Here is a 13845-nt window from a genome sequence, read left to right as displayed (position 1 = left end):
ATCCCTGGACAACCCGGAGAATGGTATTATCCGTAATGAAGAACGACACTTGCTCAGTAACCCGCAAAATGCCCGCTACCAGCTATAACGACTAAACGGAACGCTTACCGAAAACCTATTGATTGAGCGCTCGGCAAAATGTTAGATTGGCTATTCACATGACCTCGCACGGCTCGTTGTTGGCCGCCGGAGCCGAAGGGTGGCTCTCGTGATCACACACGCTGACGGGACAAGCACACCGCTGATCGACGCGAGCGTGCACATCTTCTTCCCGTCCAACAAGGCGCTGCGGAAGACCCTGCGGGAGCCGTTCAAGAGTCGCGGCTTCCCCGATTACGAGATGGACTGGTACGGCGCCCCCGGCGGGGAGTACGCGCCCAACACCGAGGGGCCGGACCGGCAGTACCCCGGGTCGGATCCGGATTTCGTTGCCGCCGAACTCTTTACGAAGCGCGGGGTCGACGTGGCGGTCCTGCATCCGATGGGCCGTGGCATCATGCCGGACCGGCATCTGGGCAGCGCGCTGCACGCCGCGCACAACGAAATGATGGTGTCGAACTGGCTCGAGTCCAGCGAGTTCGGCGAGCGGTTCCGCGGCACCATCCGGGTGAACCCCGACGACATCCCCGGCGCGTTGCGGGAGATCGAGAGATGGCGTTCCCATCCGCGCGTGGTTCAGATCGGCGTCCCGCTGCAGTCCCGCGAGCTGTATGGCAAACCGCAGTTCTGGCCGATCTGGGAAGCCGCGGTCGACGCCGGCCTGCCCGTCGCCGCGCACATCGAGGTGGGGTCGGGCATCGCGTTTGCGCCGACGCCATCAGGGAACACCCGAACCTACGAGCAGTACGTCAGCTTCATGGCGCTGAACTACCTGTATCACCTGATGAACATGATCGCCGAGGGGGTTTTCGAGCGGTTCGACGGCCTCAAGTTCGTGTGGGGCGACGGCGCCGCCGACTTCGTGACGCCGTTCATCTGGCGGATGGACACCTTCGGCCGGCCGCACCTGGAGCAGACGCCGTGGTCCCCGCGGATCCCCAGCGATTATCTGCCCGGCCACGTGTATTTCGTCCAGGGCAGCCTCGACGGCCCCGGCGACGTCGAGTTCGCCGGCGAATGGTTCGGCTTCACCGGCAAGGACGACATGGTGATGTTCGGCTCCAGCTATCCGCACTGGCAGTGCGGCGATATCACGAAGCTGCCCCGCGCCCTGTCCGCCGAGCAGCGCGAGAAGTTGTGCTGGCGAAACGCCGCGCAGCTCTACGGCATAGACATTCCCGCCGGGGTGGGCGCACAGTAGAAGTGGACGCGGGCGGACCGAGAAAGACGAGGAGTTTCAGATGAGTTTGACCCATTCTCAGGAGCGGCTTCCCGCTGCCGAGCGCATCGCCGTCCGGTGCGTCGACTCGGACGTCCACCCGGCACCCAAGCGCGGAGAGCTCCTCCCGTACATCCCCGAGCCCTGGCGCAGTAAGTACTTCCTCACCCGCAACGTGGGTGAGCAGATCTACTACGACGCCCCGGACTACGCGCACTCGTATGCGATGCGGGTGGACTCCTTCCCCGCCAACGGCGAGTTCCCTTGCAGCGACCCGGACTTGGCGTTTCGCCAGCTGATCATGGAGGCCGGCTCCGACATCGCGATCCTGGAACCGGCGGCGTACCCGGCGCGCATTCCCGAAGCGCAACACGCGATGTCGGCCGCGCTCAACGACTGGCAGGCCAATCACTGGCTGGACAGCCACAACAACTGGCACGAGCGCTGGCGCGGTTCGATCTGCCTGGCCATCGAGGAGCCGGAAGAGTCGGTGCGCGAGATCGAGCGCTGGGCCGGACACCCGTACATGGCGCAGATCCTGATCAAGGCCGAGCCGCGGCCGTCATGGGGCCATCCCAAGTACGACCCGATCTGGGCGGCCGCAACCAAGCACGACATCACGGTGAGTTGTCACCTGTCGCGCAGCCACTTCGACGAGCTGCCGATGCCGCCGGTGGGGTACCCCAGCTACAACCACGATTTCATGGTGACCTACTCGCTCCTGGCCGCCAACCAGGTGATGAGCCTGATCTTCGACGGCGTCTTCGATCGGTTCCCGACGCTGCGGATCGTGTTCGTCGAGCACGCGTTCAGCTGGATCCTGCCGTTGATGTGGCGCATGGATGCGATCTACGACGCCCGCAAGTCGTGGGTGGACATCAAGCGCAAGCCCTCGGAATACGTCAAGGACCACATCAAGTTCACCACCCAACCGCTGGACTACCCCGAGGACAAGACCGAGCTGACCCGCGCGCTGGAGTGGATGGAGTGCGAGAAGATCCTGCTCTTCTCCTCGGACTACCCGCACTGGACGTTCGACGACCCGCGCTGGCTGGTCAAGCACCTGCCCAAGCACGCGCGGGACGCGGTGATGTACAAGAACGGCATCGCGACTTACCACCTGCCCGAGACCGTTCCGGTTCTCGAGGGTCAGACCCGGGTGCTCTGAATTGACGACCCAAGAGGAAGGGGCAACCACCAGGCGCCCCGAGCCCCGTCTCGCCCAGGGCCGTGAACATGTAGTCGCCACCGTGGACGAAATCCCGCCGGGCACACACAAACTGGTGCCGATCGGACGTCATGGTGTCGGTGTCTACAACGTCAACGGCACCTTCTACGCCATCGCGAATTACTGCCCCCACCAAGGCGGGCCGCTGTGTTCGGGACGCGCCCGAGGACGCACGATCGTCGACGAGACCGCGCCCGGTGACTCGGTCATGGTGCGCGACCTGGAATACATCTACTGCCCGTGGCACCAATGGGGTTTCGAGCTGGCGACCGGCACCACCGCGGTCAAGCCGGAGTGGAGCATCCGCACCTATCCGGTGCGCGTCGTCGGCAAAGACGTTTTGGTACAGGCCTAACAACAGGAGAATCGGGTGCCTTCTATCGAGATCAACGGGGGAAATGTCGTCTACGAAATCCTCGGTGACTCAGGCGATCTCATTGCCCTGACGCCGGGCGGCCGGTTCAGCAAGGAGATCCCCGGCCTGCGCCCATTGGCCGACGCGCTGGCCGCGGGCGGCTATCGGGTGCTGCTGTGGGACCGCCCCAACTGCGGCGCCTCGGACGTGCAGTTCTACGGGCAGAGCGAGTCCCACATGCGCGCCGAGACGCTGCACAAGCTGGTGACCGGCCTGGGCTTCGAGCGCTGCATTCTCGCTGGAGGCTCTGGCGGGGCGAGGGATTCGATGCTCACCACGATGCTCTACCCCGAGATGGTCACCAAGCTCGTGGTGTGGAACATCGTCGGCGGCATCTACGGCACCTTCGTGCTCGGTTCCTTCTACATCGTTCCCAGCATCCTCGCGGTGCGCGGCACCGGCATGGACGGCGTGGTGAAGGTGCAGGAATGGCGGGAGCGCATCGAGGAGAACCCGGACAACAAGCAGCGGTTCCTCGACTTCGACAAAGACGAATTCCTCAAGGTGATGCTGCGCTGGCTCAACGCGTTCGTTTCCAAGCCGGGGCAAACGATTCCCGGCGTCGAGGATGAGATGTTCGACCGGATCAAGGTCCCCACCTTGATCATTCGCGGCGGCGAGAACGACATGGATCACCCCAAGCGGACGTCGCTGGAGGTCAGTTGCTTGATCAAGGGGTCAAAGCTCATTGATCCGCCCTGGCCCGAGGACGCCTGGGAGCGCGCGTCCGAAGACCGCGCCGCCGGCAGGGTGCAGCATTTCAACATGTTCGACACGTGGGTGCAGGCGGCGCCCGCGATCCTGGAATTCCTGGGCTCGTAATGTCCCTACGTCGTCTTTTGTGGTTCCTACCGGGTGCGAATGTGGACCTCGCAATTGAGCGACGCCTCCAGTGCCGTGTGCACACGGCTTTCCGGAATCCGTTCGAGGTCTTTCTCCCGAAGCGTCACGTGCACGATGTCGAAGCCGTCGTCGCCCGGGGTTCGCTCGATGTCACCGGTCAGGCCGAAGGCGGACAGCACCCCGTGTGCGTCGTCGTTGGTCCCCCGGCTGACGAAGGTGATCACGCCCGGGCGCGGGGTCGTGCCGAAAGCTTTGGCGCACACATTGATTGCGGTGTTCTGCGCGGCGGCGCTGTCTTCGGCCGCGATGAGCAATTCGACCTCGCGGCGGCGCACCGGCATCGTGGCGAGGTCGTTTTTGACCACGTCGGCGCCCACCGCGGTCGCGAGCTCGTGGAGAGCTGCCATGCCGACACGTAGTTGTGCGGGTGTGAGCCCGCTTTCCGGGTCGACGTTGACACGCACCACGGCAGTTCGCATGTGTGCAAGCCTAACTAAGACGATGGCAGGCCAGCTTTGAACACCACCCAGTCCGCAACCACCACCGCCGTCCCCGCCGGGTGCTCGCCGCGGCTGCTGTCCGAGCAGGGCGGCCGGGAAGACCTGGCCGCCTATCGGCAGGCCGGCGGCTATCACCCGCTGACCGACACCGATGCGTTGCTGGGCGAGGTGGAGGCCAGCGGACTGGTGGGCCGGGGCGGCGCGGCGTTCCCGCTTGCGGTGAAGCTGCGGACGGTGCGCGAGAACGGGCGCCTGATGGCGGACACCGGGGGCCCCGTCGTGGTCGCGAACGGCGAAGAGGGAGAACCGGCGTCGATCAAGGACCGCTGGCTGCTGCGCAACCGTCCGCACCTGGTCTTGGACGGGCTGCGGTTGGCCGCAACGCTTGTTGCCGCCGACCGCGCCTACCTCTATGTGTCGGACGCGGAGTCGGCGCACAGCGTCGAGACCGCGCTGGGCGAACTGGGCCCCGACACGCTCGGCGTGCCGATCACCATGCTGACCGTGCCGGCCGGCTACGTGGCCGGCGAGGAGACCGCGGCCGTCCGCGCGATCAACGGCGGCCCGGCCAAGCCAACGGACAAGCCGCCCCGCCCATTCGAGGCGGGCGTCGACGACCGGCCGACCTTGGTGAGCAACGTCGAGACCTTGGCCAACCTGCCTTACCTGCAGCGGCATGGCTCGGCGGCGTTCCGCGCGCAGGGCACGCCGCTGTCGCCGGGTACCTTCCTGGCCACCATCACCGGGGCCGGGCGACCGCCGGTCCTCTACGAGCTTCCCCACGGCCTGCCTTTCACCGAATTGCTTGCCCTGCACGGCGTTCCGGCCGACCAAGTGCGCGGCGCACTGATGGGCGGTTACTTCGCCGGCCTGCTCAACCGCTCTGTGCTGGAGACGACGCTGGACCACGAGACGATGCGACGGGTCGGCAGCGGGCTGGGCTGCGGCGCGATCTCGGTCATCACGGACGACTGCCCCGTCGCCGTGGCGGCGTCGGTGCTGGCCTATTTCGACCGCGAGAACGCCGGACAGTGCGGCTCGTGCTTCAACGGGACTGCGGCGATGGCCGCGGCGGCCGGTGCCCTGCGTGACGGCGCCGCAACCACAGAGGACGTCGAGCGGCTGCGACGCTGGTCGGTGGTGCTGCGCGGGCGCGGGGCCTGCGCGACCCTGGATGCCGCCACCAACGTGGCCGCCAGCCTGCTCGATCAGTTCCCGGACGAAGTCGGCGCGCACGTCGACGGCGCGTGCCCGGACTGCGCCCGCGGCGCGTTCCACGCCGAGCGCCCCTACGAGGCGGAAGCTGTGAGGCACGCATGAAAATCCGTCTGGACCGCACCATTTGCGACGGCTTCGGCATCTGCGCCAAACACGCGCCAGGATACTTCTCGCTGGACGACTGGGGGTATGCATCCCTGATCGGCGATGGCACGGTCGCCGAAGCGGACCGCGATGCGGTCATGCGGGCGCTGCTGGACTGCCCCGTGCACGCGATCACCGAAATCGGTCAGCGCACCGCTCGCGCCCCCCAGCCGCCACTCGCCGATGCGGAGGATCCGGCGGAAAACCTCAAAACCGAAGAGAACGAAGCCGAATGGGGATTCACCCGTTGAACTTCTGCGGGCCTGAATTTTAGCGACCATGCAACTCACCTTTGACGCCGACGTTGAAACCTTCCGCGCGGAATTCGTCGCCTTTCTCGACGAACATCTGCCGGTGGAGGCCCAGGCCGCGGAGCGCCCCTCGTCGACCTCGCATGTGCCCGAGTGGTCGCGCCGCTGGCAGCGGCTCCAGTTCGACCACGGGTGGCTGCTGCCCGGAAACCCACCCGAATTCGGCGGCCGCAACGCCAACATCCTGCAGCAGTTCGTGCACCGCGAAGAACTCTCGCGGCGCCGGATCTATCACTGCTTCAACCCCCAAGGCGTCGGCATTATCGCCGCGTCGCTGCTGTCCTTCGGGACCGAGGAGCAAAAGCAGCGCTGGGCCGTCCCGATTCTGCGGGCCGACAAGACCGCCTCACTGGGAATGAGTGAACCCGGCGCCGGCTCCGACCTGGCCGGGTTGCGGACGAAGGCCGAGTTGGTGGGCGATCACTTCGTGGTCAACGGGCAGAAGGTATGGACGTCGGGCGCCCATGACGCCGACGTCATCCTGACCTTCGTTCGCACCGACCCAGATGCGCCGCGGCACAAGGGGATCAGCGCCCTGCTCATCCCCACCGAAACCCCCGGGGTTCAGCGCCGCCCCTTCGCCTCGGTCTATGACCCCGACGAGCTGGACTTCAACGAGGTGTTCTTCAACGACGTCCGGGTGCCCGCGGACAACCTTCTCGGCCCGCTCAACGGTGGATGGCGGGTCGCCAACGGGTCGCTCGGCCACGAACGCACCCTGATGTGGATGGCGTTCGCGAACCGGCTCGAGCAACTGCTCGAGGACTACCGGCCGGCCGACGAGTTGAACGCAGACCACTACGCCACCATTGTGATGGACTACTACGCGCTGCGGCTGCTCGGTTCGGCGGCGCTGGGGCGCGCGGCCCGCGGCGACGTCGACGTCGCCGCCTTGTCGGTGCTGAAGGTCTTCGGTTCGGAGGCCGAGCAGAGCGCGCTGAGGCACGCGCTGGACGCGGCCGGCGCCGACGGGTTGCGCGCCAAGGGGCTGACGGCCCCGTACAACCCTTACGCCCCCGACCTTTTCACCGCCGGCTGGTTCGCCCGCTACATCAGCAGCTACGCGGGCACCATCGCCGGTGGCACGTCGGAGATTCAGCGCAACATCATCGCCCAGCGGGTCCTCGGCCTGCCGGCGCGCTGATCACAACTCCGGACACAGCGACGACAGGAAGTCCTGGGTCCGGCGCCGCGAGTCGGCCCGCTCGCCAACATCCTTGCCCAGCGGCACAATTCGCGCCGCCAGGTCGGTCACGCCCGCGTCACGGTAGCGGGACAACCGGGCGAGGATGGCCCGTTCATCGCCGGCCGCCATGGTGTCGCCGACGTCCTCGGCGTCGCCGTGTTCCAGCAGCCGCACGTAGTTCGGCGAGAAATCCGCGTGTCCGAGCACCTCGCTGGCGTAGGCGCGGGCATCGCCGACCTCGTTGGCCGAGCACAGGGCGACAGGAACACCGGCGACGATTCGTGGCGCCTGCCGCCCGGCCCCGGTCGCCGCCGAGGTGATGCGCGGGACGACGTGGTCCGCGATCGCGCGCTCGTCGGCCATCCACAAGATGGTGCCGCCGGCCCGCTCGCCCGCGAGCCGCAGCATCGCCGGTCCCAGCGCCGACAACAAGATGGGCACGCCGTAGGCGTCCGTGACATCCACCGGCGAATGGACGCAATAGCTTTCGTTGTCGACGTCGACGCTGCCTGGTCCCGCGAAGGACGCGTTCAGCACGTCGAGGTAGTCGCCCATCAGGCGCGCCGGGCGGTCGTAGGCCAGCCCCAGTTGACCGTTGACGATCCAATGATGCGACGGACCGATGCCGAGCGTGAACCGCCCGCCGCACGCGATCTGCGTCGTCAAGGCTTGCTGCGCCATGATCATCGGGTGACGCGTCTGGATCGGCACGACCGCGGTCCCGATCTCGATGCGATCGGTCGCCTGCCCGATGAGCGTCACGGCGGTCATCGCGTCGAGGTAGCCGGGAACCTGGGGAATCCAGAACGCGGCGAAGCCGGCGCTTTCGGCGCCCGTCCCGTCGTCGATCAGCCCGGCCAGCCGGTCCGCCCGCGCGCGCTCCTTGTCGGAGCCAACCATCAAGCCGATGCGCACGCGACCCTCGACTCTCGCCGTCTACGGGACATATCGATCCCATTCATAGGGCACCACCGCGAAAAACGGTGCGGCGAACAAGGGTTCGACGCGGTGATCGGCCCAGCGGTCGGTCAGCACCGGTCGCATCCGCTCCGCGGTGTCGACCGGGTCGTCAGCCAGGAAGCAGTACGTGATCGACTGATTGCCCTGAGCGCTGGCCAGTTTGGCGTCGACCCGGCGCGATAGCGCGGACCAGACACCGGTGACACCGTCGACTTCGAGCAGCGGGTCCGGCGATGCCGACCCGCGTTCGACCAACAGGTACACGCCCCGCGCGGGCAACCAGGGCAGGACGTCCGACCCGGCCTTGATCCCGGGCGCCGCCGCCTTGTGCTGCACGTCGTACACGCCGCGCTCCACCGGTGGCAGCAAGGCAAGCTTGCGGCCGGCGTTGCCGAGCGCGGTGGACAATTCGTTGAAATCGTGCAGTCCGGCGACGTCGGTGAAGAAGTAGGTCATCACGTGGTCGACCGCGTTCAACGGCCCCTCGGTGAGCGCGCGTGCGGTGCGGCAGGCCGGCGTGGACACCAGGCGCAACGAGGCACGCACCGCGGCCAGCCGGTGTTGTTCGGGGCGGTGGTCGAGGGTGTGCCAGCGCATGTATTCGGCGTCCTTGCCCTCGGGGTGGCGCGTGGCCATGGACACGAACAGGGTGGTGATCCCGCCGTCGCCGGTGGCGAGGACCTCGGGGACCTCGTCCGAGGGTGTGCCGGGTAGATGCATCGCGTTCGTCCTCACCCTCGCGTCGAATCGTGCTGGGACAGCGCTATTTCGGGATGACGGGCTGCAATCATGCGGCGGAAGCCCTCGCGCCACGGCACCTTCGTGCGGCCGAGCACCTCGTGCATGTGGGTGACGTCCGGCCACAGCGGCGTGTGCGCGTCGGGCGTGTATTCGAAGTTGGGCTCGACACCGATCAGCTCACCCATGAACGTGCAGTAATCCTCGACGCTGACCGTTTCACTGCCGGCCCAGTTCACCACGACCGGCGGCGTCGCGGCCGCTTCCATGGCGCGGATGCCGAGTTCCACGTAGTCGTCCTCATAGATCGGGTTGTAGTTGTTCGGCTTGTCGGGATGCAGTCGAATGGGCTTGCCCGCCAGCATCGCATCGAGGCGGTCGGCGGGCGCACCGCCCTGCGGCCCGTACGTCGAACAGATCCGGATGATGGTCAGCGGAATGCGAAAATGCCTGGCGATCCACGTGCAGACCGCCTCTGCCGCAACCTTGGAGAAGCTGTAGTTGGCGCGCAGCGGCACCCCAGGCGGGTCGGCCTCGGTCAATGGGCGCTGTCCCTGGTACGCGTAAATCGAGCCGGTCGAGCACAACACGAAGCCCTTGGCGGCGCGGCAGTGATACAGCAATTCGCCCGACATCTGCGCATTGGTTTCGACGCAGCGGCCCCAGTCGTCCGCGCCGGGGTCGACCGCCGCGTGAAAGACGTAGCTGAAATCCTCGGGGAGACCGGAGAACTCGCCGGCGCCGACGTCCAGCGCGACGGGTTTGATGCCGGCCTCGACGAGTTTTCCCCGCGCCGTCGCATCTTTCAGGCGCGCGGCGCCCCACACCTCGTTTCCCGCTGCCACCAGGGCGCGCGCGATGGGAAACGCGATCTTGCCCGTCGCCCCGGTGATCAGGATCTTCTCCGCTACGAGCAACCAGGCCTCCGAATGTTAAGTACTTGATATCGCGCTTGGAGCATAGCGCCCGACGCAATAAGCTGAAACCCGCCAACGTCGGAAAGGCCCCAACAGGAGGCCCACCATGCAGTGGTTTGTTCGTCGTTTGACCACCGGCATCGCGCTCGCCGTCGCGGCGATGGCGGTCGGGGTGATCGCGGCTCCGGCGATCGCCTCCGCGGAGTGCGATCGCAACATGTCGTGGAATCGGACGACCGAAGAGTGCAAACCGCCGCCGCCACTGCCGGACTGGTACACCGCTCCGCCGGACTACGCGCCGGAGTTTGCGGCGCAGGAAGTGCCACCGCCGCCTCCGCCGCGGCCATGGTGGTCACCGAACGAACCGATGTGGAACGCCGGCTTTCACCAATGGGGTACCTATTTCACCGGCACCTGGGTCCCGTACTGACGGCACCCGTGCGATACGTGCGGTCTAGATCGTGCCTGCGCGCAAGTGATAACGTGATTCTCCGATTCGTATAACGGCCCTACCGAATTGGTCGTGCGACGCACCGGAGGTGACGTGTCAGCAGCACCCGGCCGCCCATTGCCCCTGGTCACGCCTGAGAACGAGTTCTTCTGGACCTCGGGTGCCGACGGAAAGCTACGGCTGCAGGAATGCAAGAGCTGCGAATCGCTGATCCACCCGCCCGCGCCGGTATGCCGGTACTGCCGCTCATTGGATGTCGGGGTCCGGGCCGTCTCAGGCAGGGCGACCCTCGCGGGATTCACCATCAACCGCCGGTTCAGCCTGCCCGGTTTGCCGGCGCCGTACGTGATCGCCCAGGTCGCGATCGATGAAGACCCCCGGGTTCGGCTGACCACCAACATCGTGGAATGCGATCCCGCCGAGCTCGAACTCGGCCAACAGGTCGAGGTCGTGTTCGAGCAGGCCGAGGACGTGTGGTTTCCGCTGTTCCGGCCCGTCTCCGGCGCCGAGCCCGGCCGGCTGCCGGTCGACGAGATCGCGCCCGAGCGCTTCGGCGAATACGTCCGGCCCATGCTCACCACGGAGAAGTTCGAAGACAAGGTCGCCCTCACCGGAATCGGCATGTCGCCCATCGGGCGTCGGCTGATGCAGCCGCCGCTGGCGCTGACCGTGCAGGCCTGTGAGGCGGCGATCGCCGACGCCGGCCTGACGTTCGCCGACATCGACGGCCTGTCCACCTACCCCGGCGCGATCAACGTCGGCGGCTTCGGGGAGGGCGGCGTCACCGCCCTGGAGGCCGCGTTGGGCATCCGGCCGACATGGCACAACGGCGCCATGGAGACGTTCGGCCCGGGTGGCTCGGTGATCGCCGCGATGCTCGCCGTCGCGTGCGGGTTGGCGCGTCACGTGCTGTGCTTCCGGACGCTGTGGGAAGCCACCCACGGTGAGCTGATGAAGCAGGGCAAGATCGCCCCGTCCATGGGCCGAATGTCGGGCTGGCAGATGCCATTCGGCGCGACCTCTGCGGCACACACCCTGGCGATGAACGCGCAGCGGCATTTTCAGCGTTACGGCACCACCAAGGAGACGCTGGGCTGGATCGCGTTGAACCAGCGAGCCAACGCCGAACTCAACCCGACCGCGATCTACCGCTCCCCGATGACGATGGAGGACTACCTCGACGCGCGGCCGATCACTACTCCCTTCGGCCTCTACGACTGCGACGTGCCGTGCGACGGCGCGATCGCCGTCATCGTCTCCGCCGCCGACGCCGCCCGCGACCTGGCCAAGCCGCCCGTGCTCGTGGAGGCCGTGGGAACCCAGATCGTCGAGCGAATCGATTGGGACCAAAGCACTCTCACGCACGAACCGCAGGTACTGGGCCAGGCGGCGCACGTCTGGACGCGGACCTCGCTGCGTCCCGCCGACGTGGACGTGGCCGAGCTGTATGACGGGTTCACCATGAACTGCCTGTCCTGGATCGAGGCGCTCGGATTCTGCGGGATCGGTGAGGCCAAGGAATTCCTGGACGGCGGCAAGAACATCGCCCGCGACGGCCAGCTTCCGCTCAACACGCACGGCGGCCAGCTTTCGCACGGCCGCACCCACGGCATGGGTCTGCTGCATGAGGCCGTCGCTCAGCTGCGCGGGGAAGGTGGTGACCGGCAGGTCGCCGATGCCCGCGTCGGCGTCGTCAGCAGCGGCGGCCTCACTCCCAGCGGCGTGATCCTGCTGCGAGCGGACCGGTGAGTCCCGCCGCGCCGGCGACGATGCAAAGCGAAGCGATGAGGAGGAGCGGCGCATGAGTGCCCAGCCCCGCCCTCGACTCGTCATCGTCGACGGGGTGCCGATGTCGGCCATTGTCGCCGAAGCCGCCGACCCGAAGGCCGTGATCGTGGCCATCCACGGCGGCGGCACCACCGCCGTCTACTTCGATTGCCCCGGCCACCCGTCGTCCTCACTGTTACGCAGCGGCGCCGCAGCGGGATTCACCGTCGTCGCTCTCGACCGGCCCGGCTATGGCAGCTCGGCCCCCTATCCGGAGGCGATGGCGCAACCCGAGCAACGAGTCGACCTGGCGTACGGGGCGGTGGATCGCATCCTCGCGCAGAAGCCGCGCGGCGCCGGGCTGTTTCTGATGGGCCATTCGGGCGGCTGCGAACTCGTCATGCGGATGGCGGCCGAGGCGCGCGGCGCGGATCTGCTCGGCATCGAATTGGCCGGGACCGGCCGGCACTATCACCCCGCAGCCCGCGACATCCTGAAGACGGCGACGCGCGAACGTCGTCCCGCGGGACTGCGTGACCTGTTGTGGCAGCCCGAAAGCCTTTATCCGCCCGAGGTTCTCAACGGCGCGACGGTCTCCCCGAGCGCCCCGTCCTACGAGGACCAGATGGTGTCGAACTGGGCGCGCCAGGATTTCCCGGCGCTCGCCCCCGCCATACGCGTGCCGGTGCGGTTCAGCATCGCCGAGCACGAAAAGGTGTGGCAGAACGACACTTCGGCGATGGACGAGATTGCGGAGCTGTTCTCCGCAACACCGCGGTTCAGCGTTCATCGGCAACCCGATGCGGGACACAACATCAGCCTCGGGCACACGGCGCCCGCTTACCACGCCACGGTTCTGGCGTTCGCGGACGAATGCGTGAGGGCCCGGTCGGATTCGTCCGACTCGCCGAACGTGACAGCACAGTCACCGTCGGGCCCGAACGTGACTGAGGTGTCACGGTCGGCCGATGACGAAGCCGATTTGGAGGCCGGTTGATGCGCGTCGGGTTCATCGGGCTGGGCAGTCAGGGCGGGCCCATGGCGCGGCGCATCGCCGAGGGCGGCTATGCCACCACGCTGTGGGCGCGCCGGCCCGCGACGCTCGAGGCGTTCGCCGACACCCCGGCCCAGATCGCCGGTTCGCCGGCCGAACTCGCCGCGGCCAGTGACCTGGTCTGCCTCTGTGTCGTCGGCGACGCCGACATCGACGAACTCACCGGCGGCGAAGGCGGATTGCTCTCGGCGATGAAGCCGGGCGGCATCATCGCGGTGCACAGCACGGTGCACCCCGAGACGTGCCGAGAACTGGCGAAGCGGGCTGGGGCGGTCGGTGTTTCGATCGTCGATGCGCCGGTGAGCGGGGGCGGCGGAGCGGCGGCGGAAGGCCGCCTGCTGGTGATGGCCGGCGGTGACACCGAGGCCGTCGAACGCTGCCGCCCGGTCTTCGAAACCTATGCCGATCCGGTGGTTCATCTCGGCGAGCTGGGTTCGGGGCAGACCACCAAGCTGCTCAACAACTTGCTGTTCACCGCCAACCTCGCCACGGCGGCGACGGCCTTGTCGCTGGCGGACGCGCTGGGTGTCACCCCGGAGCGTCTCACCGAGGTCGTCTCCCGCAGCAGTGGAAACAGCTTTGCGCTCAATGCTCTTGGCGGCATCGGCGGGCTGGATCGGCTGGCCGGTGTCGCCGGGGGGCTGCTGCAGAAGGACGTCCGGCTGGTCGTCGACCTTGCCGACCAGGCCGGGGCCGAAGGCGGCGCCGTGCTCGCGGCGGCCGATGCGGCGCTGACGCTGATGGAGCACCCCCGTTGAGGGTCGGATTCGTCGGCGCGGGGCGGATGGGTGGCCC

At 67.3% G+C, this 13845-nt stretch carries 15 protein-coding genes; 11 read left to right on the top strand and 4 right to left on the bottom strand.

Going from position 1 to position 13845, the window contains the following annotated elements; translation table 11 throughout:
- The first annotated feature begins 208 nt into the window (after positions 1-208).
- The 4 genes from OCU_RS28935 to OCU_RS28920 are packed head-to-tail and all read left to right on the top strand — an operon-like array spanning position 209 to position 3783.
- Positions 209-1300, top strand: coding sequence for an amidohydrolase family protein (locus tag OCU_RS28935; protein WP_014379185.1), 1092 nt, complete (start codon positions 209-211; stop codon positions 1298-1300).
- Between the two features lie 40 nt (positions 1301-1340).
- Positions 1341-2486, top strand: a complete 1146-nt coding sequence (locus OCU_RS28930; protein WP_009952148.1) for an amidohydrolase family protein — start codon at positions 1341-1343, stop codon at positions 2484-2486.
- 1 nt (position 2487) lies between these two features.
- Positions 2488-2901: a Rieske (2Fe-2S) protein gene (locus OCU_RS28925; RefSeq protein ID WP_026071476.1), complete on the top strand. Its 414-nt coding sequence runs from the start codon at positions 2488-2490 to the stop codon at positions 2899-2901.
- 15 nt (positions 2902-2916) lie between these two features.
- The gene (locus OCU_RS28920; protein ID WP_009952150.1) at positions 2917-3783 is read left to right on the top strand and encodes an alpha/beta fold hydrolase; all 867 of its coding nucleotides are present in this window, start codon (positions 2917-2919) and stop codon (positions 3781-3783) included.
- A 26-nt stretch (positions 3784-3809) separates the two neighbouring features.
- On the opposite strand, the gene OCU_RS28915 is transcribed toward OCU_RS28920, so the two are convergent.
- On the bottom strand, positions 3810-4283 hold the full coding sequence (locus tag OCU_RS28915; RefSeq protein WP_009952151.1) for a hypothetical protein: 474 nt from the start codon (positions 4281-4283) through the stop codon (positions 3810-3812).
- A gap of 36 nt (positions 4284-4319) precedes the next feature.
- On the opposite strand from OCU_RS28915, the gene OCU_RS28910 reads away from it, so the two are divergent.
- The 3 genes from OCU_RS28910 to OCU_RS28900 are packed head-to-tail and all read left to right on the top strand — an operon-like array spanning position 4320 to position 7121.
- Entirely contained in the window at positions 4320-5624 is a 1305-nt protein-coding gene (locus OCU_RS28910; RefSeq protein ID WP_009952152.1) for an NADH-ubiquinone oxidoreductase-F iron-sulfur binding region domain-containing protein, read from the top strand.
- Positions 5621-5917 (top strand): ferredoxin, encoded by a 297-nt coding sequence (locus OCU_RS28905; protein ID WP_008253702.1) that lies wholly within the window; start codon positions 5621-5623, stop codon positions 5915-5917. Before OCU_RS28910 ends, OCU_RS28905 begins: the two co-directional genes overlap by 4 nt.
- 28 nt (positions 5918-5945) lie before the next feature.
- Complete coding sequence (locus tag OCU_RS28900) at positions 5946-7121, top strand: acyl-CoA dehydrogenase family protein (RefSeq protein WP_009952153.1); 1176 nt, start codon at positions 5946-5948, stop codon at positions 7119-7121.
- Here the strand turns inward: OCU_RS28900 and OCU_RS28895 are convergent, their stop codons facing one another.
- The 3 genes from OCU_RS28895 to OCU_RS28885 are packed head-to-tail and all read right to left on the bottom strand — an operon-like array spanning position 7122 to position 9778.
- A complete protein-coding gene (locus tag OCU_RS28895) occupies positions 7122-8078 on the bottom strand; it encodes an LLM class F420-dependent oxidoreductase (RefSeq protein ID WP_009952155.1) in 957 nt (318 codons plus the stop codon).
- Between the two features lie 21 nt (positions 8079-8099).
- Positions 8100-8843 carry a hypothetical protein gene (locus OCU_RS28890; RefSeq protein ID WP_009952156.1) on the bottom strand — a complete coding sequence of 248 codons (744 nt, stop codon included), beginning with the start codon at positions 8841-8843 and terminating at the stop codon, positions 8100-8102.
- A gap of 11 nt (positions 8844-8854) precedes the next feature.
- The gene (locus tag OCU_RS28885; RefSeq protein ID WP_014379183.1) at positions 8855-9778 is read right to left on the bottom strand and encodes an NAD-dependent epimerase/dehydratase family protein; all 924 of its coding nucleotides are present in this window, start codon (positions 9776-9778) and stop codon (positions 8855-8857) included.
- A gap of 106 nt (positions 9779-9884) precedes the next feature.
- Between OCU_RS28885 and OCU_RS28880 the strand changes: the two genes are divergently transcribed.
- The 4 genes from OCU_RS28880 to OCU_RS28865 all read left to right on the top strand — a co-directional run bounded on the left by OCU_RS28880 (position 9885) and on the right by OCU_RS28865 (position 13808).
- Complete coding sequence (locus OCU_RS28880; protein ID WP_014379182.1) at positions 9885-10208, top strand: hypothetical protein; 324 nt, start codon at positions 9885-9887, stop codon at positions 10206-10208.
- Between the two features lie 114 nt (positions 10209-10322).
- The gene (locus tag OCU_RS28875) at positions 10323-11978 is read left to right on the top strand and encodes a thiolase C-terminal domain-containing protein (RefSeq protein WP_041787025.1); all 1656 of its coding nucleotides are present in this window, start codon (positions 10323-10325) and stop codon (positions 11976-11978) included.
- Between the two features lie 52 nt (positions 11979-12030).
- Positions 12031-12993, top strand: a complete 963-nt coding sequence (locus OCU_RS28870) for an alpha/beta hydrolase (RefSeq protein ID WP_014379180.1) — start codon at positions 12031-12033, stop codon at positions 12991-12993.
- Positions 12993-13808 (top strand): NAD(P)-dependent oxidoreductase, encoded by an 816-nt coding sequence (locus tag OCU_RS28865; RefSeq protein ID WP_014379179.1) that lies wholly within the window; start codon positions 12993-12995, stop codon positions 13806-13808. The genes OCU_RS28870 and OCU_RS28865 overlap by 1 nt, the downstream gene beginning before the upstream one ends.
- The last annotated feature ends 37 nt before the right edge of the window (positions 13809-13845 follow it).

Origin of the sequence: Mycobacterium intracellulare ATCC 13950, assembly GCF_000277125.1 — a bacterium.
Taxonomy (GTDB): Bacteria; Actinomycetota; Actinomycetes; order Mycobacteriales; family Mycobacteriaceae; genus Mycobacterium; species Mycobacterium intracellulare.
Note: the sequence above shows the minus strand (reverse complement) of the source record. Positions and strands in the feature narration are given on the sequence as shown.